Origin of the sequence: Paenibacillus amylolyticus (assembly GCF_050990605.1) — a bacterium.
Lineage (GTDB): Bacteria > Bacillota > Bacilli > Paenibacillales > Paenibacillaceae > Paenibacillus > Paenibacillus amylolyticus_H.
Map to the genome: position 1 here is coordinate 1,944,057 of NZ_CP158832.1, position 19,991 is coordinate 1,964,047.

Annotated in this window: 16 protein-coding genes and 1 tRNA gene; 14 read left to right on the plus strand and 3 right to left on the minus strand. The window is 46.3% G+C overall.

What is annotated here, in order from left to right; translation table 11 throughout:
- The first annotated feature begins 190 nt into the window (after positions 1-190).
- From ABTV53_RS08980 to ABTV53_RS09030, 11 genes are all read left to right on the plus strand, one after another.
- Positions 191-538: a cupin domain-containing protein gene (locus tag ABTV53_RS08980; protein WP_433752407.1), complete on the plus strand. Its 348-nt coding sequence runs from the start codon at positions 191-193 to the stop codon at positions 536-538.
- A gap of 43 nt (positions 539-581) precedes the next feature.
- Entirely contained in the window at positions 582-2,402 is a 1,821-nt protein-coding gene (gene pnpS, locus ABTV53_RS08985) for a two-component system histidine kinase PnpS (RefSeq protein WP_433752409.1), read from the plus strand.
- A 116-nt stretch (positions 2,403-2,518) separates the two neighbouring features.
- Positions 2,519-3,247 carry a response regulator transcription factor gene (locus tag ABTV53_RS08990; RefSeq protein WP_091032528.1) on the plus strand — a complete coding sequence of 243 codons (729 nt, stop codon included), beginning with the start codon at positions 2,519-2,521 and terminating at the stop codon, positions 3,245-3,247.
- A 152-nt stretch (positions 3,248-3,399) separates the two neighbouring features.
- Positions 3,400-4,584, plus strand: coding sequence for a methyl-accepting chemotaxis protein (locus tag ABTV53_RS08995; RefSeq protein ID WP_433752411.1), 1,185 nt, complete (start codon positions 3,400-3,402; stop codon positions 4,582-4,584).
- A 242-nt stretch (positions 4,585-4,826) separates the two neighbouring features.
- Positions 4,827-5,582 (plus strand): phosphate ABC transporter ATP-binding protein PstB, encoded by a 756-nt coding sequence (pstB, locus tag ABTV53_RS09000; RefSeq protein ID WP_433752413.1) that lies wholly within the window; start codon positions 4,827-4,829, stop codon positions 5,580-5,582.
- Positions 5,583-5,645: 63 nt separating this feature from the next.
- Complete coding sequence (gene phoU, locus ABTV53_RS09005; RefSeq protein ID WP_347387908.1) at positions 5,646-6,305, plus strand: phosphate signaling complex protein PhoU; 660 nt, start codon at positions 5,646-5,648, stop codon at positions 6,303-6,305.
- 192 nt (positions 6,306-6,497) lie between these two features.
- Entirely contained in the window at positions 6,498-9,152 is a 2,655-nt protein-coding gene (polA, locus tag ABTV53_RS09010; protein ID WP_433752415.1) for a DNA polymerase I, read from the plus strand.
- A 118-nt stretch (positions 9,153-9,270) separates the two neighbouring features.
- Positions 9,271-10,107, plus strand: a complete 837-nt coding sequence (gene mutM / locus ABTV53_RS09015) for a DNA-formamidopyrimidine glycosylase (protein WP_215076743.1) — start codon at positions 9,271-9,273, stop codon at positions 10,105-10,107.
- A 132-nt stretch (positions 10,108-10,239) separates the two neighbouring features.
- Positions 10,240-11,013 (plus strand): manganese efflux pump, encoded by a 774-nt coding sequence (locus tag ABTV53_RS09020; RefSeq protein WP_433752417.1) that lies wholly within the window; start codon positions 10,240-10,242, stop codon positions 11,011-11,013.
- A gap of 9 nt (positions 11,014-11,022) precedes the next feature.
- Positions 11,023-11,619 carry a dephospho-CoA kinase gene (gene coaE, locus ABTV53_RS09025; RefSeq protein ID WP_433752418.1) on the plus strand — a complete coding sequence of 199 codons (597 nt, stop codon included), beginning with the start codon at positions 11,023-11,025 and terminating at the stop codon, positions 11,617-11,619.
- Positions 11,616-12,179, plus strand: coding sequence for a lytic transglycosylase domain-containing protein (locus tag ABTV53_RS09030; protein ID WP_433752419.1), 564 nt, complete (start codon positions 11,616-11,618; stop codon positions 12,177-12,179). Before coaE ends, ABTV53_RS09030 begins: the two co-directional genes overlap by 4 nt.
- An 82-nt stretch (positions 12,180-12,261) precedes the next feature.
- Here the strand turns inward: ABTV53_RS09030 and ABTV53_RS09035 are convergent, their stop codons facing one another.
- The gene (locus tag ABTV53_RS09035) at positions 12,262-12,483 is read right to left on the minus strand and encodes an alpha/beta-type small acid-soluble spore protein (RefSeq protein WP_017689472.1); all 222 of its coding nucleotides are present in this window, start codon (positions 12,481-12,483) and stop codon (positions 12,262-12,264) included.
- Between the two features lie 116 nt (positions 12,484-12,599).
- On the opposite strand from ABTV53_RS09035, the gene nrdR reads away from it, so the two are divergent.
- Both nrdR and ABTV53_RS09045 read left to right on the plus strand, forming a co-directional pair.
- Positions 12,600-13,067 (plus strand): transcriptional regulator NrdR, encoded by a 468-nt coding sequence (nrdR, locus tag ABTV53_RS09040; protein ID WP_026081166.1) that lies wholly within the window; start codon positions 12,600-12,602, stop codon positions 13,065-13,067.
- A gap of 404 nt (positions 13,068-13,471) precedes the next feature.
- Positions 13,472-13,627, plus strand: a complete 156-nt coding sequence (locus ABTV53_RS09045) for a hypothetical protein (RefSeq protein WP_433752422.1) — start codon at positions 13,472-13,474, stop codon at positions 13,625-13,627.
- Positions 13,628-13,661: 34 nt separating this feature from the next.
- On the opposite strand, the gene ABTV53_RS09050 is transcribed toward ABTV53_RS09045, so the two are convergent.
- Positions 13,662-13,733, minus strand: a tRNA-Ala gene (locus ABTV53_RS09050).
- Positions 13,734-13,852: 119 nt separating this feature from the next.
- On the opposite strand from ABTV53_RS09050, the gene ABTV53_RS09055 reads away from it, so the two are divergent.
- Positions 13,853-15,532, plus strand: coding sequence for a recombinase family protein (locus tag ABTV53_RS09055; RefSeq protein WP_433752424.1), 1,680 nt, complete (start codon positions 13,853-13,855; stop codon positions 15,530-15,532).
- Positions 15,533-15,996: 464 nt separating this feature from the next.
- On the opposite strand, the gene ABTV53_RS09060 is transcribed toward ABTV53_RS09055, so the two are convergent.
- Complete coding sequence (locus ABTV53_RS09060; RefSeq protein WP_433752426.1) at positions 15,997-19,626, minus strand: S-layer homology domain-containing protein; 3,630 nt, start codon at positions 19,624-19,626, stop codon at positions 15,997-15,999.
- Between the last annotated feature and the right edge of the window lie 365 nt (positions 19,627-19,991).

Consider the following 19,991-nt stretch of genomic DNA (forward strand, 5'->3'; position numbering starts at 1 on the left):
TGGCTGAGCGGTGCGTCTTTTTTTATATCAGGTGGATATGTATGTCAAAGATGCGGTTTAGCACCTGTTTACAAAAGTCGGCATCTCTGTTGATACAACTATGATATTTTATTATTGGCCATGTCTGACTGGGAATTCCCTAATCTGTGATATGATAGATCGAGCAATTATACTCGGAGGGACAAGTCATATGAAAATGAGCAAACAGAATGCAGCACATTATATATGGGGTGCACAGTGCGACGGTTGGCATCTCGTTCAAAATAAAACACTGAGCATTATTCATGAACGAATGCCCGCAGGAACGGCTGAAATACGACATGTTCATTCGGTAAGCCGTCAGTTTTTTTTCATCCTCAGCGGTGAAGCATGTATGGAACTTAACGGAGAGACGTTTGTGCTGGTAACCCATGAAGGAATAGAGATTGCACCCGGAATGCCGCATCAGATGATGAATCGGAGCAACGAAGAAGTGGAGTTTCTCGTAATTTCCAATCCGGGTACCCGTGGGGACCGAATTGAACTGGATTCAATGTAGAGCAATTCATTAGATATTAATCTGATCATAAAGGAAGAGATAGATGAGACCGTTCCGAATTCGCCTTGCCATCATTATGATGGTGCTGATCGGCGTATCCGTCATTGTGGCTGGATACACGATGGGCAGAGTGTTTAAGACTACGCATATAGCCGCATTGGAGCAAACCATGGTGCGCGAGATTAATCTGCTCAAAGCAACTTTTCCATTCCATGATGCAAGTGATCCAAACTCGGAAGCCACACGAAAGTATTATTCAGATCGAGCGCTGGAACTGGATCGTCTGACGGATTCCCGGGTCACCTTTATCAATAAAGACGGTATGGTCATCGGAGATTCCGAGAGTGATCCGGCATCCATGGATAATCACTTGAACCGTGAGGAAATAAAGGGTGCCGTCGGAGATGGATACGGGCAGTCCATACGTTACAGTGAAACATTGGGACAGGACATGTTGTATGTGGCACTACCTGTTAATTCGGATCAAAGTGACATGATTGAGATGCCGAGTGGCACATTTGATGGGTACATTCGTCTATCCATGAGTCTACAGGCTGTGGATCAAGGGCTTCAGCGTGGTTGGATGATTATGTTTGCTGCACTTGGGCTATTGTTCTTAATTGTTGCGTTTGTCAGTTATCGGGTTGCACGTGGATTAACCTCCCCGATTGAGCATATTACAAAAGTGGCCCATCGGATTACCAAGCTGGAATACGATGCCAGAGTTGATGTAACGCGTAGAGATGAGATCGGACAGCTGGGGCTTGCGATAAACGGAATGGCAGACAGCTTGCAGTCTCAACTGAAGACGATTCGTGACAATGAAGCGTTACTACAGAGCGTCCTCGCGAACATGACCGGAGGTATTGTCATGATCGACTCAGGGCAATCCATTGCACTGGTCAATCGGGAAGCGGAGCGTATGCTTGGTATTCAGGCAGGAAAAGTTACGGGGAAGCCTTATACTGAATTGAAAAGACACTACGAATTAACTCGAACCATTGAAGAGAGTGTTGCACTGAAAGAACGGATGTTTGAAGAAGTGAGTGTGTTCAACCCGGAGGAAAAACTGATCCGTCTTGATGGAGTACCGATGTCCGAAGATGATGGCGGGTATCGAGGCATGTTGTTCCTGTTGCAGGACGTGACGGCAATCCGCCGATTGGAGTCCATGCGCAGTGAGTTTGTCGCCAATGTCTCTCATGAGCTTAAGACACCTGTCGCTGCGGTCAAAGGCTTTGCCGAAACATTGCTAAGCGGTGGGGTACAGGATAAGGAGACGGAGCGTTCATTCCTGAAAATCATCTATGATGAAGGAGATCGACTTAACCGACTAATTGGGGATATTCTGGAGTTATCCAAAATTGAATCGAAACGCGCGCCGCTGCAATGCTCACCTGTTCATATACACTCTTTCTTTGAAATGGTGCTGGGTACCTTGTCCAAGGTGGCGGAGAAAAAGCAGATTCGTCTGGAAATGCATGTTCCGGAGGAACTGTACATTGAAGCGGATGAGGACAAGATGAAGCAGATCTTCATCAATCTGTTATCCAACGGCATCAATTATACCCCCGATGGTGGACGAGTGAAGTTACAGGTGACGATGGATAACGATGATGAAGTTGTCTTTGCAGTGTCAGATACAGGAATTGGCATACCGAAAAAAGATTTGCCGCGAATCTTCGAACGGTTCTATCGTGTTGATAAAGGCAGATCCCGTAATTCAGGGGGCACAGGCCTTGGACTTTCCATCGTTAAACATCTGGTGGAACTGCATCATGGCAAATTGTCTGTAGAGAGTGAACTGGGGATGGGGACAACGTTCCGGGTTATCCTTCCATTCATTCAGGATGAAGAGATGTAGGCGTCTGGTATCAAAATGTAAAAAGGTTGTATTGTTTTACACCGCGTTAACAAATTAGTGCTATGATAGAAAAAGTGTTGTGGCAACAGACAACCTATGAAGAGAGAAGGGGTATCATGGCACAGCGTTTGCTAGTTATTGAAGATGAACCTACATTATCAAGATTACTCACGTATAACCTGACACAGGAAGGTTACGACGTTACGGCAGAGGATCACGGATCTGCAGGATATGATCGGGCCTTGTCCCAGGAGTTTGATCTCATTTTGCTGGATCTGATGCTTCCGGGCATGAATGGTCTGGACATTCTGAACAAGTTAAGAATACAGGGTGTTAGTACACCGGTTATTATTCTGACGGCCAAGAACGGTGAAGCCGAGGTTGTACAGGGACTGAAATCGGGTGCCGATGATTATATTACCAAACCGTTTGGTGTATCTGAGTTATTAGCCCGAGTGGATGCGGTATTAAGACGTTATTCCAATGGCGAAGATTTACCACAGCTTGAGGACAAGGATGGCTCACGAATTATTTTGGGCGAGCTTGAGATTTATCCTCTGAAATATGAAGTGACACTGGGTGGACAATCCATCAGTTTGCGTCCGAAAGAGTTCGAAGTACTTCTATATTTGGCCAAAAAGCCGGGTGTGGTACTGACAAGGGATGATCTGATGAACGCTGTGTGGGGCTTCGATTATATTGGAGGTCAACGAACGGTGGACGTTCACGTCAGCTCATTACGTAAAAAGCTGGAGCTGGACCCGGAATCGGTTCACATTGATTCCATTCGTGGTGTAGGTTATAAATTGGTTGTCAAAAGAAAAACTCCCCATCATTCAAGTTAGCAATGATCGGGGAGTTTTATTTTACGTTCGTTTAACATAAAGGAGGATTTTATTTTACGTAGAGGGAGTAGCATGGACTTATCTGGGTGATACTTTATACCTACATAATCTATCTCAAGACGGAGCTAATACGTAAAGGAGATTGCGCATTTATGCCCATGTTGCTCGAAGTGAAACCTGACCAGCCTCATGTTGTTTTACATAGTGAAGAATTAATAACATCCGAAATAAAGCTGAGTGAAGAAGAAACGGTTGTTGCTGAAGAACCTTTAATCCATTTGCATGATTATTATCGTCAGGTACCTGTCGCCAGCGTCCATACGACCTGTGGAGAAGCTGCCACGATGATGAATCAGGATCAGGAGCACCCATGTATTGTACTTTGTGATGAGCAGATGAAACCTACTGGATTGTTAATGCGAGAGACGTTATATCGGATGTTAAATGGCCGTTTTGCCGCAGATCTATTCTACCGTAAGCCGGTCATACAAGTAGTGAATACATCTCCCGTTATTGCAGATATTCATGTGGAAGCCTCAACGATTATTGATATCGCACTTGGACGGAATGAACAGCATTTTTACGATTGTCTGCTGGTTACGGAACAAGACAGACTGCTCGGTGTGCTGACGATGCGTGATGTAATGTCGCTCTCCCGCAGATTGCAACAGACTGTTACGGAAGAGCGCATACGTACAGTGACCGAGAGCAGACAGGAGATATCCAGAATCAACGCTGCAGTCACCAAGCTGGTGAATGCAGCGAATCAGACCGTTCATGAAGCCCGTGAGATCATGGCATTGTCCAAGCAGGGCGAAGAAAGTTTGAAGCACGTTGATGCTTCCTATAACCGGGTATATCAGCATATGGAGAGTCAAGGACAACATGCGGATCACATGCTGAATTCGATCAAAACAGGCTCAGGCATGGCACATTCCATTCGCTCCCTGGCAGATCAGAGTGGTCTCCTTGCCCTCAATGCTTCCATAGAAGCAGCTCATGCCGGTGAATATGGACGAGGTTTCCAGATTGTTGCAGGTGAGATTCGAGCGCTCGCGAAACAGACCCGTGAGGTTGCGGACAACATGTCTTCATTGCTGGAGAATATTGGTGGATTGACCCTTCAGACTGTTGAACTGGTTCAGGCAAGCGGAGCGGAGATTGACGACAGTTCGGTGCATGTCAGCGCAGGGGGAGCCACGTTCCGACAACTGAACAGTGCGGTGAGAGATCTGTCCCGCATAGCAGAAGAGATCGCCATGGAAGGCGGGAAAGCTGGAGAAGTTGCAGAGCACATTCGTACGAAGCTGGATAAGATGGTTTCGAAAAGTGAGTAAACTATAAGGTAGTCAATAAGGCACTCAATAAGGCAGGCATCAGCAATCAGAATGATCCATCAAGCAGATCATGAAGGTTAAGGGTGTCTTTTTTTACATTCCGTTAACATGAAAGTGATACTGTTTTTACAATGAAAGGGTAGGATATTAAAGATGGCCGAGCAGCGATGAAAGATGATCAGTATCGGTCTCAACGTAAAGGGAGTTTTCGTGTCCCTGCAGCGAAGGAGAAGTGAACATCCATGAAGGACCTCATTCACATTGAAAATCTTAATTTATATTATGATACGCATCACGCGCTTAAAAATATATCGATGGATCTGCCGGAAAAAACCGTTACTGCGTTCATCGGGCCGTCAGGTTGTGGTAAATCGACATTGCTTCGCACGTTAAACCGGATGAATGACATGATTCCGGGTGTTCGTGTGGAAGGACAGGTTATGCTGAATGGCTCTGACATTTACAGTAATGAGATTGAAGTGGAGACACTGCGCAAACGAGTTGGCATGGTGTTTCAACAACCGAATCCTTTTCCAAAATCCATATACGATAACGTGGCTTATGGACCGCGCTTGCACGGGGTAACCCACAAGGCTGAACTGGATCAGTTGGTGGAACAAAGCCTTGTCCATGCTGCCCTGTGGGATGAAGTGAAGGATGTATTGAAAAAGTCGGCACTTAGTTTGTCCGGCGGACAACAACAGCGTCTCTGTATTGCACGGGCGCTGGCTGTACAGCCTGACGTCCTGCTGATGGATGAAGCAACGTCTGCACTCGACCCGATCTCCACGTTGAAGATTGAGGAACTGGTGAAGGAACTGCATCACAAGTACACGATCGTTATGGTTACCCACAATATGCACCAGGCAGCACGGGTATCTGGACGTACGGTATTTTTCCTGAATGGTGAAGTGGTGGAGGCAGCTGATACGGAGACGTTATTCTCCACACCGCAAGATTCCCGGACCGAGGACTATATCTCCGGAAGGTTCGGTTAAGCGAGCTGAGTTGGAATGATCCCGGCATACCCGGAGATGATGGATAAGGAGGACATGAAATCTATGATTCGCAGAAAAGAATTTGATCAGGAGCTTGAAGAGCTGCGTATCTTGCTCAAACAAATGGGTGAACATGTAGGAGCAGCATTGGATGGTGCTATTGAGAGTTTACAAACGATGAACGCGGAGAAAGCTCAGGTCATCATCAAGAATGATGCGAATCTGAATGCCCTTGAAGACAAAATTATGGAACTTGGCTCCAAACTGATCATCACACAACAGCCGGTGGCGAAGGATCTCAGACGTATTATCGTGGCATTCAAAATTTCCAGTGATCTGGAGCGTATGGGAGATCTTGCTCTCGACGTGGCGAAGGTGACACTCCGGATGGATGGCCAGAAGTTGATTAAACCTCTGGTGGATATCCCGCAAATGGCAGAAATCGTGAAATCCATGATTGATGAATCGATCGAATCTTTCCTGAAAGAAAACACAGATTTGGCCTATAAAATGGCTCAGACGGATGATCAGGTCGATCAACTGTACAGCCACATGATCAGTGATCTCTACACGTTAATGACGGAGCATCCGAATCAGGCTTCTCAGGCTATGTTGTTGATGATGGTGGGACGCTACATTGAACGAATTGGCGATCATGCAACCAACATTGGTGAGAGCACGGTATACCTGGTGACAGGTAAACGTCCGGATCTGAATCAATAGAAGAGCATTGCTTACCAAATGAAGAACTTTCTCCCGGGTAGCCTGTGTGCAGGCTGGCTGTGGAGAAGGTTCTTTTTTACCATTAAAAATGAAGTGAAAGAGGCTATTCTTTTTGATGTGACAGGTGGGTATGGTATCATGAGGGTAGATGTAATTTGAAGAGGTTGACCATATAATACGCGAGGTGCTGGAATGGACAAGTTTATTCTCATAGATGGTAATAGCATTATTTACAGGGCGTTTTTTGCAATGCCGCCGCTGACCAACTCGAAAGGTCTGCATACCAATGCGGTATATGGCTTCACCACGATGCTGCTGAGACTGCTTGAAGAGCATAAGCCTACACATGTTATGGTCGCATTTGATGCAGGCAAAGTCACGTTCCGCCACGAAGGGTATCAGGAATACAAGGGCGGACGGGAGAAAACACCACCAGAGTTGTCAGAGCAATTCCCTTTGCTCAAAGAACTGCTGAAAGGACTTGGCATCGCTCAGTTTGAGCTGGCTGGATTCGAAGCGGATGATATTATCGGGACGTTAACCAAACGCGCAGATGATGCGGGCAGACAGGTGCTTGTGGTATCGGGTGACAAAGATATGCTGCAGCTCGCCTCCGAACATGTACATATCGGACTGACGCGTAAAGGGGTAACCGATATTGAACTGTATGACCCTGCTCAGATTAAGGAGCGTTATGGTCTGACGCCGCTGCAAATCATTGATCTCAAAGGTCTGATGGGCGATGCGTCCGATAATATTCCGGGAATTCCCGGAGTTGGAGAGAAAACAGCGTTGAAGCTGCTGCACCAGTTCGGATCCGTAGAGGATGTGCTGAACGGCACAAGTGAGCTGAAGGGTAAGATGAAAGAGAAGATCGAGGCTCACGCCGAAGATGCCCGGATGAGCAAACAACTCGCGACGATTCACCGGGAAGTTCCGCTGGAGCAGACATGGGAGGATATGCAATTCGCTGGATTAAAAGAAGAACAGGCTGGTCCTGCATTGGCCAAGCTGGAATTCAAATCCTTGCTCGAACGCCTGTCGTTCAGTGGCAGCATTGGTTCTGAACAGGAAGCGATCCCTGCTGCCGAGGTAGAGTCCTCCATTGCAACAGAGGAGAACATAAGTGAGTTGTTCAGTTCCCTGGATTCCATTGATGTACTTCACGTGGAGACACATGGGGATAACCCGCACCAAGCGAAACTGATTGGACTTGCTGTAGGTTCCGCTGGAACGTATACGTTCATATCTCCCGAATTGCTTCATTCCGAGGCTGCGGCTCCAGTGCGGGAATGGCTTGGTAACTCAGAGCAACCGAAGCGCGGGTATGATCTTCATCGTGTAGACCTGGCCCTTCATGCACATGGTATTGAATTCGCTGGTGCATCATTTGATGTACAGCTGGCTGCCTATTTGCTTGATCCAACAGAATCCAACCAGACGATTAGTGGACTCACGACCAAGTATGGTCTGCCATCACTCGTGGAGGATGACACGGTTATGGGCAAAGGGGCCAAGTACAAGGTGCCGGAAGCAGAGATCCTGGGTGATTTCCTGTGCCGCAAAGCAGCTGCAGTCGCAGCGATTATTCCACTTCAGGAACAGGCACTAGCGGGCGATGAGATGAACTCACTCTTCCACGAGCTGGAGATGCCGTTGTCACGTATTCTGGCAGATATGGAGAAGCAGGGTATTAAGGCTAACACTGCCGATTTGCAGGCGCTGGGAAGCGAGTTCGAAGAGCATATCAGCAGACTCATGGCTGAAATCTACAAGTTGTCAGGGACAGAATTTAATCTGAATTCGCCGAAGCAACTGGGTGAGATTTTGTTCGACAGACTGGGCTTGCCAGTGGTGAAAAAAACCAAAACGGGCTACTCCACAGATGCGGAAGTATTGGAGAAATTGGCTCCTTATAATGATGTGGTTAAGCATATTCTGCAATATCGTCAGCTTGCCAAGTTGCAATCCACTTATGTGGAGGGCTTGCTTAAAGAGATTTCTGATCGAGATGGCAAGGTGCATACGTATTATCGTCAGACCATTGCTGCAACGGGACGACTTAGCAGTCAATTCCCCAACTTGCAGAACATTCCGATTCGGATGGAAGAAGGTCGCAAAATCCGAAAGGTATTTGTTCCTTCCGAGCCTGGATGGTCCATTTTGGCAGCAGACTATTCCCAGATTGAACTGCGTGTACTGGCCCACATTTCGGACGATGAGCGCTTGAAGGAAGCATTTGTCAACGATATGGATATTCATACAAAGACGGCTTCGGATGTATTTGGCGTGAAGCCTGAAGATGTGGATGGGGATATGCGTCGTTCAGCCAAGGCGGTTAACTTTGGTATCGTGTATGGAATAAGTGATTATGGCTTATCCCAGAATCTGCATATTACACGTAAAGAGGCCGCGCAGTTTATAGATCAGTATTTTGAAGTATTTCAGGGTGTCCGCCGATATATGGATGACATTGTGAAGGAAGCTCGTCAGGATGGTTACGTCAAAACGCTGTTGGAACGACGTCGTTACTTGCCAGAGATTAATGCCAGTAACTTCAATCTGCGTTCCTTCGCAGAGCGTACGGCGATGAATACACCGATTCAGGGAACAGCCGCAGATATCATTAAGCTGGCCATGGTACAGATGGATGAAGCGCTGCGGGAACGCAAGTTGAAGAGCCGTATGTTGCTTCAGGTGCACGATGAACTTGTATTCGAAGTGCCTGCGGATGAATTGGAACTGATGAAAGAGTTAGTACCTTCTGTTATGGAAAAAGCATTGGAACTGTCGGTTCCGCTGAAAGCCGAAGTCAGCTTTGGGGATAACTGGTACGAAGCGAAATAAATCAAGCGCCGCGCGGTTTTTCCTGTATTTTACATTAGTCCCTTCCATGTTTGAGATATAAGAAAAGGGTCCCGCTGAGCGCCATCTTCCGTTATAATGTAGGGGAGGTGAGAACATCATGCCGGAATTACCGGAAGTCGAAACAGTCAGAAGAACATTGAATCAACTTATTGTGGGCAAAACGATTGATCATGTTACCGTTAGCTTGCCGCGGATTATTCAGCGGCCGGACGACATAGATGCATTTGCAATGGAACTCGCAGGACATACCGTCATTGGCGTGGAGCGCCGCGGCAAGTTTTTGCGTATTTTGCTGGACGGGCTGGTGCTTGTCTCCCATCTGCGGATGGAAGGAAGGTACGGTGTGTACGAGCAGCATGAAGATGTGGAGAAACATACACATGTGATCTTCCATTTTAATGATGGTACGGAATTGCGTTATAAGGATGTGCGCCAGTTCGGTACGATGCATTTGTTTAATGCAGGTGAGGAACTGGTGTCCAAACCTTTGCTGAAGCTGGGACTGGAGCCGCTTGATCCAGCCTTTACGGTAACTGCATTCCGCGAGGCGGTGGGCAAGCGCACAACCAAAATCAAGGCTGTACTTTTAAATCAGGCATATGTGGTCGGTATCGGGAATATTTATGTGGACGAGGCTCTATTTCGTGCAGGCATCCATCCCGAGACCATCGCCAAGACACTGACCGAAGCTCAGTTAACGGTGCTCCATGAAGCGATTGTGGCTACGTTGCAAGATGCAGTGAATGCAGGTGGATCTTCCATCAAGTCCTATGTGAATGGACAGGGTGAGATGGGGATGTTCCAGCATCAACTGAAAATCTATGGACGAAAATCAGAACCTTGTACAACATGTGGTACGTTAATTGAAAAAACGGTGGTTGGTGGCCGTGGAACGCATTTTTGTCCGAACTGTCAGCTGCTAAACATGAACTGAATGAACGAAATGATGAAATCATAGCACCCTTGGATTCCTCCCTCCATATACTGATATGGCAGAAATAAGCGGGCGTATACCCATACTGGCATCTTCAGTTGGCACAAGTACCGCACAGAGGAGGAGTCCGGGGTGCTGCATCATTTTATTTCATTGCTGGCGCTTGCTTTGGCGCTTAGTTTAGATGGTTTTGGAGTCGGGATTACATATGGGTTACGGAGGACTAAGATTCCCCTGTTATCTATCGCTGTTATTTCGATCTGTTCGGGATTGGTTATTGCCTTGTCGATGCAAGTAGGTGTGCTGTTGTCCCATGTGGTGTCACCGGATATCGCTTCGATTGTGGGAGCCGTTATATTGATTGGTATTGGTGCTTGGTCACTGTTGCAGCTTATTCGAAAGCAAGGCAAAGAACAGCTGGAAACAGACACTGGAACAGGTGAGGGAACAGAAGCAACGGTGACTGGGGTAGGAGAGGCACAAGAGAGGCTGTCGGATTCAAAGGGCAGGAATCAGGTGCTTGCACTGGATCTGGAGCAGTCGGCTTCAAGTGGATCACTGGAACGAATGGTATTTACATTGGAACTGCGTAAACTTGGCGTTGTTATTCAGATCCTTCGCAGTCCCTCCAAGGCGGATATGGATAACTCGGGGAGTATCTCTGCCCAAGAAGCGATGTGGCTTGGTATTGCTCTGTCTCTGGATGCGTTTGGAGCAGGTTTGGGAGCAGCGCTTTTGGGATTCCCTACACTCTGGACAGCACTTATTATTGCATTGTTTAGTGGGGCGTTTCTGTCACTCGGCATGAAGGTTGGCCTGCGATTCTCAGCTCTGCGCTGGATGCGAAGACTGTCTGTATTGCCAGCGCTATTGTTAATGATTATGGGAATAATGAAGCTGTTATGAGGTGAAACGATGAATATAGGCTTAACCGGCGGGATCGCGACAGGCAAAAGCAGTGTTTCCGCCTATCTCGCCAGTAAGGGAGCGTTGCTCATCGATGCAGACGTTATTGCCCGGGAAGTTATGATGCCCGGGCATCCCGTGTTGGCCGCCGCTGTTAAGCGGTTTGGACAAGCCATACTGAATGAAGATGGAACACTGGATCGGAAAAAGCTAGGAAGTATTGTTTTCGAACAACCCGAGGAACGAAAGGCACTGGAGGCGATCACACACCCGGCAATCCGAAGAGAGATGCGCGAACGGGCTGCTGCATACGAATTGCAACATCCGGATAAACTTGTGGTGTCTGATATTCCTTTGCTCTACGAATCAGGTCTGGAGGATGGTTTCGAGGAAATTATGGTTGTATATGTCCCAAGATCGGTGCAACGAGATCGCTTGATGAGTCGGGATGGAATGACTGCAGCACAGGCTGAAGCTCGAATGGATGTACAGATGGATATTGAGCGCAAAAAAAAGCTGGCAGACATTGTCATCGATAACAGCGGTTTATGGACTGAGACGGAACAGCAAATTGACTCATATCTACAGCGTAAGGGTTTGTTATGAGACTATTGCGTAAGAAACGTGTACTGCTGTTGATGTTTGTGTCCTTTGTACTGGTGTTATTTCTGAATACTAACTGGATGGCATGGTTCTATCCAATTCATTATAAGGAAGAGATTCGTGCCCAATCTCAGAGCTATGAGGTTGATCCGTTTCTGATTGCTTCAATCATTAAGGTGGAGACCAATTTCAAGACAAGCAAGGAATCCAAGCGCGGTGCCATTGGGCTTATGCAGCTAATGCCGGACACGGCCAACTGGATACTGGAACAAGCCAAAATCCCCGACACTTCGCTGGAGGAATTGAAGCACGAGCCTGAACGAAATATTCAGTTAGGCACATGGTATCTGCGGAATCTGTCCGATCAATTCGGTGGCAATGAAGTGGTTATGATCGCTGCTTATAATGCGGGTCCAGGCAAAGTGAATAGTTGGCTTAGAGATGGTGTATGGGATGGCTCGATCGATACAGTGAAAGATATTCCATTTGGTGAGACGCGTCACTATGTACAAAGGGTCATTTACTATTATAATCAGTATGTAAAGATATATAATACGTTCTAAGTATATAAGTAGAAGCACAGAGCAGGCCGGTTATCTACCGGCCGCTCCATGCTCCTCTGTGTAACGTAGTACGATGCAGATATTATTGGTATTGACCTGCCAATTGCTGTTCTGCAATTGTTACCAGACGCTTCGTGATGTATCCACCGATCGAACCGTTCTCGTAAGAAGTCATGTTACCTTGGTATCCGTCTTGTGGGATGCTGATTCCGAGTTCTTGAGCAACTTCATATTTCATTTGCTCGAGTGCTGCGGAAGCTTTAGTTACCACCAGGTTGTTGGAGTTTCCGTTGCTTTGTGCCATTGCTGTTCACCTCCTCGCGGGTTGGTAAAAGTATTATGTGTCGGCAATGCGGTTTTCATTACAAAATCAGTACAGGGAATATGTGGCAAAAAGTAAAACGTGGGAAGTGATCTGATTTGAAGTGTCCTTATTGCGGTTATATGGGTACCAAAGTGCTTGATTCGCGTCCGGCCAACGAAGCGAAATCCATTCGCCGTCGCCGGGAGTGTGAGCAGTGTGCCCGAAGATTCACAACGTTTGAGATGATTGAAGAAACTCCATTGATTGTCATCAAGAAAGATGGCAGCCGGGAAGAGTTCAGCCGGGACAAGATTCTTCGCGGGCTTATTCGTGCCTGTGAGAAACGTCCAGTCTCCGTTGAGACGCTGGAGATGATGGTATCTGAAGTGGAGAAATCCCTGCGTAATACAGCTGATGCTGAAGTGGAGAGTCGTCAGATTGGTGAGCTATTGATGGAACAGTTGTTTCCAGTCGATGAAGTGGCGTATGTCCGTTTCGCGTCGGTTTACCGCCAGTTCAAAGATATCAATATGTTCATGAAAGAACTGAAATCCCTGTTGTCCAAAGACAATCTGGAGGATTAGTGAAGTGGGGAAAGGGAGAAGAGCAGTCTGGAGTTCCAGTCCGTCTGTACCAGAGAAATCGGTTGTTCTTCTCCAATCACTTCGGTGCAATGTAGATCCAAGAAGAGTCCAACTCAACCTAAGATAAAGCCAAGAAAAATAAGTAAACCTCTGAATGAGCTGGATATCATATACAATAAATTGATTGCCGAATCCGTTGATCGAACCACATCTCTTGAACGTGTAATCCAAATTAAGAAAGAGCTGACGGAATTGCGAAGATTGAAGAGAGGTAAGAAGTTAAAGGAGCGTCATATTTGACTCATCTTGGAGGACGAAATTTCGTCTCCCTTGTTTAATCGAAGGTTACATAACTCCAATTTATTACATGTGTTGTAATGTTCAACAAAGAGTAGAATTTAAAAATGAAAACAAACACACCAGAAGAAGTAGGAAAAGCATTGAAAGATTTGGCTACACGAATTAGAGAAACGAAGAAGGAATATAACGTAGATATTGATGAGGTAGATAAGAGAGTGGCAATTATATTTGGAAATAGGAATCATTACATATTTAAGTAAACAAAAAGACCCTAAGTAGAGGGTCTTTATTTTATGGAGCGTAGGGGGGTCGAACCCCTGACCTCTTCGCTGCCAGCGAAGCGTTCTCCCACTGAACTAACGCCCCATGTTGGGCACAAGAAATAATATATCATCTAAATTAGGGACAGTCAATAATTGTTTACTCAAGGTCAATAATAATATATAGTTATGGTAGTATATAAGAGCGATTGGAGGGATAAATATATGGCAGGGAAACTACGTGTGGCTACATTTTATCGAGTTTCAACCAAGGGGCAACTAGACGGTAACGATATTCCAATGCAGAGAAGATCGTGTACAGACTTCATTGACAACAAAGGTTGGACATTGGTAAAAGAATACGTAGAAAAGGGTGTATCAGGCTATAAGACTTCTAATGATAACCGCGATGAAATGCAGAGAGCTAAATATGATGCCGAAAATGGCAACTACGACATCTTGCTGTGTTTTATGTTTGATCGGCTCGGAAGAAGAACGTATGAAACTCCTATGCTTATCAAATGGTTCACTACTCAAGGTGTAGAAGTATGGTCAGTTAAAGAGGGTCAACAAGAATTTAAAGATGAGAGCCATGATATAACAAATTTCCTTAGATTCTGGCAATCTAATAATGAATCTCGAAAAACATCAATTCGTGTTGATGAAAAACATGTGCAAATGGCAGAGGACGGCATATTTAGAGGGGGGACGGCTCCTTTTGGCTACAAATTAGTTAAATCTGGATCTATCAATAAAAAGGGTAAAGAGTTAATGAAGTTGGAGATAGATGAAGTTCAGGCGCTAGTAATTAAGCAAATATTCAATCTGGTTAAAGAGCAAGGATATGGGAGCAATAGGATTTCTCAATATTTAAATGAAAGAGGCATTAAAACTTCTACAGGTTCAAATTGGAATACTGGAGCAATAAACTTTATTTTAAAGAATCCAACATACAAAGGTTATCCTGCTTACGGAAAGAGAAAATCCAAAGAAGGTGTTTTTGTTACTAAAGATAAAAGTGAATGGACAATGCCAGAGCAGTGTCAGACTCATCTGGTAATTATCCCAGAAGACGATTTTGATTACGTCCAAGCTTTTAGGAGTTCTCGATCGGTAGAAAACATAAAAAACCATACCTATTCAAGAGTAAATAGTACTAAGAGTCCATTATTATTTGTTGGAATGATTCGCTGCGGTAACTGTGGATCACCACTTACTACTACATATAATAGTAAGAAGTACGCATTGGCAAATGGAGAGATTCAAAAGTGGAAAAGAGCAGTGTATAGATGTAGCGGTAAAGCACTCAAAAAGGTTGAATGCGCTGGTCAAACAATGTATGCCCAAAATAAAATCGAGGATACAGTTTTAGAAGAGGTAGATAACTATCTTTCTTATTTAAAGAAAATGGATTATCGAGAGTATGCTAAAGACTACAATCAGGAAGAATTTGATTATATTAAACAAGCCGTAGATAAGAAAAATAAAGAACTTGAATCGTGTTATGAAGAAATAAATGCTCTGAAGTCTGAAATATCAAAAAGTATAATGGGTAAAAGTACATTTAAACCCGAAATGCTTAATGACTTAATAGAGCAAAAACAAAACGAACTAGCAATTACAGACTCAGAGGTAAGAAAGCTGGAGATTGATTTACAGACAAAAAAATCAGAGCTAAATGACATAAAGGAACTATCTGAAAGTATTAGTGTCTGGATAGAGAAATTCAAGGACGAAACTGATGAGAAAAAGAAGACTATGCTCAGAAGTATAATCGATGTTGTAACTGTGATGCGTGATGGTATTGATATCAAGTTTAGACTAGATATCGTGCAGTTTTTATCAAATGCTGGAAATGGTAGTGTTTCTGAACTACGTGGGAGATCGCATCGTTGGCAGCGATGAGATCAGGGTTCGATCCCCCTAGGCTCCATTCAAAGAGAAACGTCATCACATAATGTGATGGCGTTTTTTTGTATGGATTGCCTTGGAGGTCAGGCTCCGGTGACAATAATAGAAATGCTAAGGTGTCGTTGCCTGAAGATCCATAAACCATCGAATCTGATATCGGGGACCGATCATCTCTTGCATAGCCCGAATGGTACTACTCCGATCAGTCCGAACATTAGCCTTAACTTCTAATGGAAAGAACATGGGGCTAGGTCAATCCTTGTCACGTAGAGGAAACTGTTGGGATAACGCTCCACAAGAATCATTCTTAGGTCAATAGAACTTAAACAAGCTGCCGCCTGCACGATACAGACAGCAGCTTGAAGTCGCCTAACTTTTTTAAAATTGTCCTTTACAAGGGGTACACTTTAGGCCGGATATTGTCCAACCAGAAGGGTCTTCATTTTCTGTATACGCTCTCAATTAGCCAGATATTCGACAAACCTTACAAAGATCGTGGCTACTTCGGCGCGGGAGGCGGTGGCTTTGGGAGCAAAAAAGTTGCCAGGTTTGCCTAATACAATGCCGTTGCCTTGCAGCGTCTGAACGGCCTCCAACGCCCAGGAGCTGATTTCACTCTCGTCCGTGAAGGATTTAGAGTAGCTTTCAGGTATCTCATAGCCCTTGTAGTTCATGTAGTTGTAAAGTATCACCAGCATCTGCTCACGAGTCATCGGTGAATTGGGGTCAAACAGGTCTGCGTTTGTACCGTTGACTATGCCTTTTTCGGCCGCCCACTCGGCTGCCGCCGTGTACCATTGTCCGTCCGTCACGTCGCTAAAGCGGGAACTCGTGTAGCTGGAGAGGTTTACGTTCTCAAGATTGGCCAGTACTTGCACGAACATGGCACGCGTCATTGCGGTGCCCGGTGAGAAAGTCGTAGACGTCGTACCGTTGAAAAGATCATATGTGTAGGCAAAATTTATATCGTTGTAGAACCAGTCGTCCATGTTGGCATCCCTGAAAGGATTGCCCGATATCACGAGGAAGCCCAGTGGGGTGGCGTCATCAAACGCCAGCTCCGTACCCTCACGGATGTTCAGCGACATTCCGTTGTCTAACTCAACTCTTGCACCGCTTGGTCCTACCACAACCGCTCCGCCGCTCCGTATCATCGATCCCCCGTGGATATGCACTTGATTACCGTTTGGCAGGTTCACATGCGCGTCTATGCCGCTTATTGTGATCGTACCGTCGCTCGCGATCGTCGAGCCGCCTGAGATGGTCACTGTGCTGTTGCCGCCGGGTAGTGTCACTTCGGCGCTTTTGTCTGCCGGAATGGTTACCTGACCGTTTGAGTCTATCGTTGTGTCTTCGGGTACCTTAATCTTCGTTCCGCCTTTGGTCGCAATCTCGCCTCCGCCGGGCAGGGTGGTGTTGCCGTTTTTGTCAGTGACTGCGGGCTTATCCTTCGGTGTATTCACTGTGTAGGTCGATTTCGACATTCCAGGGTCTGCCCCGATGCCCGTATTGTTGGTGTTTTGTGTGTTACCACCGTTGCTTGTATTACCGGTGTGGCCCGTATTGCCTGTAGTACCACCAGAACCAGGTACGGTAGGAGTCGTCGTCTTCGTCGGCATCGCCGTCACACTGATCGCCGCGCCGTCTCCCTTCGCGTTCACCGCAACGATCTTGAAGCTGTAGCTTTGGCCGTTTGTCAGGTTGTTGAAGGTATACTTGTTCTTCGCCGCATCCAATGTAATCGGTGTTATATTGCCATACCATACCTTGTAGCCCAATATCACGCTGCCACCATCGTCAGCAGGAGTAGTCCAACTCAATGTGACCTGTCCGTCACCCGCTGTCGCCTTGAAGCTGCTCGGCGTATCGGGTACGACCGGTTTTCTCTGCGCGAACATCCAATCGAATACATCTGTGTAGTCGTTGTTCCAAGCTGGCAAGTTAGAGGATTGCGCAGTAGGTGCTACACTCCAATTTCCCATAGTGATCTGGTTGTAAAGAACCGCAGCTTCAACTTCATGCGCTATATAATCAGCCAGAACAGGTGTGTTGGCCGGATTCGGCCTCAGATTCGGCTGATCAAACTGATTGTAGGGCCACGTAAGTGCCTCATTACTCTCAAAGCGCGAAGCCCTCGCGTTGATCATTTTCGGCATATTGTTATTGATGAAGTTATTGAGGTTCGTCTGGTAGCTTCCAACATTATGAGCATTTAAAAACATCCAGTAGGCCAGGTTGTGGTGAGCGTCATTGTCCTTAGCGTTTGGTGAACCGCTTACCGGGGCCATAGGGGCGGCGGCTGCGAAGAAGCCAGGATAGCTGTTAACTAAGTTGTTCGTATACTGGCCGCCCCAGGAGAAGCCTGCTGCGTAAACACGGTTAGGGTCTACTTCGCCGCTGGCAATCAGGGCGTCTATGACCTTCTTAACATTTTCTGTGGAGGGAACAGATATGCCATTATAGGAAATATTCAGTACATGGCTGGCATATTTATCGGGATTTTGCTCCATCTTTTTCATTAAAGCGACTGAGCCGTTGGCGGATTTCATGGCGGCTTTTTGGTCTGTCGCAGCGTTTGTGCCGCCGCGTGACATGCCGTGGGTATATACATACAGCGGCAATCCTTTCATCACGTTACCGTCTTCATCCTTGTAAAGGTAGAGCGAACGATTGACCGAATTGTCCGTGAATGTTGTAAATTTATCGAGGATCGGATTCACAACTTTTTCCTGTTCGAAAACTACGTTGTGAAGCGGATTCCCTTCTGTCAGTACGATCTCACCCTTTTGGACAAGAGTGTAAACCTGCTTTGTCGAGTTACTGCTACCATCCAGCGTTGTGCTGCCGCCGCTCTCCGAATAAAATTCAGACTCAACAACGATGTAACGACCGCTCGCCAGTCCGTCCTGATAATCTGGTGAATTGCTAATCGGCCCGACATAGCCGCGTACCTTTGGTTCATCGTTAGCATACACCCTTGTGATCTTGCGTGGTCCTTCAAAGGTAACCGCTTCGCCGTTCAGGGTCGTGTTCCTAGCCGATAAGGCAAACAAGTCCGGATTAAGCGCGGAGCCTAACGCCGACTTCCCCTCGCCTAAATCAATGATAACAGCCGTTGTGTACTCGCCACTGGCAAAGTTGTCATTCCATACGATAAAGGGAAGTATCCCCGCGTCCGGATCGTTTTTGAATGTCACATGAATGGTATGGTTAGCCTCAATATTCGTAAAGGTATACGTGCCAGCAGATAGAGTCACGGTCTCGCCGTCTACCGTTACAGTATCCACAATTTTGCCGTAATCGGGGGTAAACATAATTTCTTTGTTAGAGCCCCGATCTACTCTCAGCACATCGCCGGGTGGGTTCGACATGATTGAGCCGCCCGGTCCTGCAGTGGCGGTGATTGAAAATCTGGTGTCCACTTCATTGGCTAAAATGAGCTGCAGGCTGTCTGTAAATGAATCAGAGCTGCTATAAGCCGCGTCAGGAACTCCAAAACTGGAAACGACTTCATAGCGGTCAGCACCGTTTTCTGTTGAGTTATTGATGTAAACCTCGAAGGTAAGCTTTCCCTCCTCAAAGGTCAAATTTCTTTTGGGTATTCTCATCTCCACAATATATCCGGTTTCCGTGATCTGGGTCCATGCAGCCCTGCCTGGAGCGGCCTGCCCTGAAAACACACCCGTCGAGCTGACGCGCCATTGGTTTGAGCCGCTGGTTCCGGTACCCACATAAAACTCCAGGCTGTCATACCGGTGATCTGCGCCAGCTCCCTGATATAGATTACTGTCATTCACAACTACGCGGGCATACAGGTAGTCATGATCCCAAAGGATTCTTGCTGTGCCCGTGGCATGGGGTCTGGGGTCGGTGGGTACCGTGCTTTTGTTGATATGATGCTCCATGGTTTGGTCCCAGAGGGGATCGTTGGACCCGAGTTCGGGAGTTCCAAAAATGGCGGTGGGTGTTTCATTCGCTTCTGCGTTCTCAATGTTGTCAGTGGCGGCAGCGTAGCTCGTAGGCATTAGCGAGGCCACCATGATCAAGCAGCAAAGGAACGCGAGCATTTTTCTAAATCGTTTTGGCATAGATTGCAATCCTCCTTATTTTTTGATCCGGTGCGCTCATGGTTTCACCAGCACCATATTTGGAAGCGTTTTACAAGCGCCCAACTATATATATTATGTTTATCAGGGCTTCAATCCTTTATTTTAAACCTAGTGTATTTATGGAATGAAAACGATTACTTCAAAATATAGGGATAGTGGTGCAGTTCACGTCAAATTTCAAATTGCAATAAAAAAGTGCACGTTATTAACATGATAGTACATTGAATTGAAATCGTTGAAGACGTAATATGATAAGAAATGTAAGCGCATTCATTATAGAAGGGATCTCTATCTCTTTGAGCGAGGTGGTCTTGGTTTAAAGGTGAGCTATGGGTTGTATGCAT

What these genes read in the sequence shown, in the direction of transcription:
- mutM (WP_215076743.1), top strand. Translation starts at nt 9,271, where the DNA reads ATGCCGGAATTACCGGAAGTCGAAACAGTCAGAAGAACATTGAATCAA.
- phoU (WP_347387908.1), top strand. Translation starts at nt 5,646, where the DNA reads ATGATTCGCAGAAAAGAATTTGATCAGGAGCTTGAAGAGCTGCGTATC.
- ABTV53_RS09055 (WP_433752424.1), top strand. Translation starts at nt 13,853, where the DNA reads ATGGCAGGGAAACTACGTGTGGCTACATTTTATCGAGTTTCAACCAAG.
- pstB (WP_433752413.1), top strand. Translation starts at nt 4,827, where the DNA reads ATGAAGGACCTCATTCACATTGAAAATCTTAATTTATATTATGATACG.
- polA (WP_433752415.1), top strand. Translation starts at nt 6,498, where the DNA reads ATGGACAAGTTTATTCTCATAGATGGTAATAGCATTATTTACAGGGCG.
- ABTV53_RS09045 (WP_433752422.1), top strand. Translation starts at nt 13,472, where the DNA reads ATGAAAACAAACACACCAGAAGAAGTAGGAAAAGCATTGAAAGATTTG.
- coaE (WP_433752418.1), top strand. Translation starts at nt 11,023, where the DNA reads ATGAATATAGGCTTAACCGGCGGGATCGCGACAGGCAAAAGCAGTGTT.
- ABTV53_RS09060 (WP_433752426.1), bottom strand. Translation starts at nt 19,626, where the DNA reads ATGCCAAAACGATTTAGAAAAATGCTCGCGTTCCTTTGCTGCTTGATC.
- ABTV53_RS09035 (WP_017689472.1), bottom strand. Translation starts at nt 12,483, where the DNA reads ATGGCACAAAGCAACGGAAACTCCAACAACCTGGTGGTAACTAAAGCT.
- ABTV53_RS09030 (WP_433752419.1), top strand. Translation starts at nt 11,616, where the DNA reads ATGAGACTATTGCGTAAGAAACGTGTACTGCTGTTGATGTTTGTGTCC.
- pnpS (WP_433752409.1), top strand. Translation starts at nt 582, where the DNA reads ATGAGACCGTTCCGAATTCGCCTTGCCATCATTATGATGGTGCTGATC.
- ABTV53_RS08990 (WP_091032528.1), top strand. Translation starts at nt 2,519, where the DNA reads ATGGCACAGCGTTTGCTAGTTATTGAAGATGAACCTACATTATCAAGA.
- ABTV53_RS08980 (WP_433752407.1), top strand. Translation starts at nt 191, where the DNA reads ATGAAAATGAGCAAACAGAATGCAGCACATTATATATGGGGTGCACAG.
- ABTV53_RS08995 (WP_433752411.1), top strand. Translation starts at nt 3,400, where the DNA reads ATGCCCATGTTGCTCGAAGTGAAACCTGACCAGCCTCATGTTGTTTTA.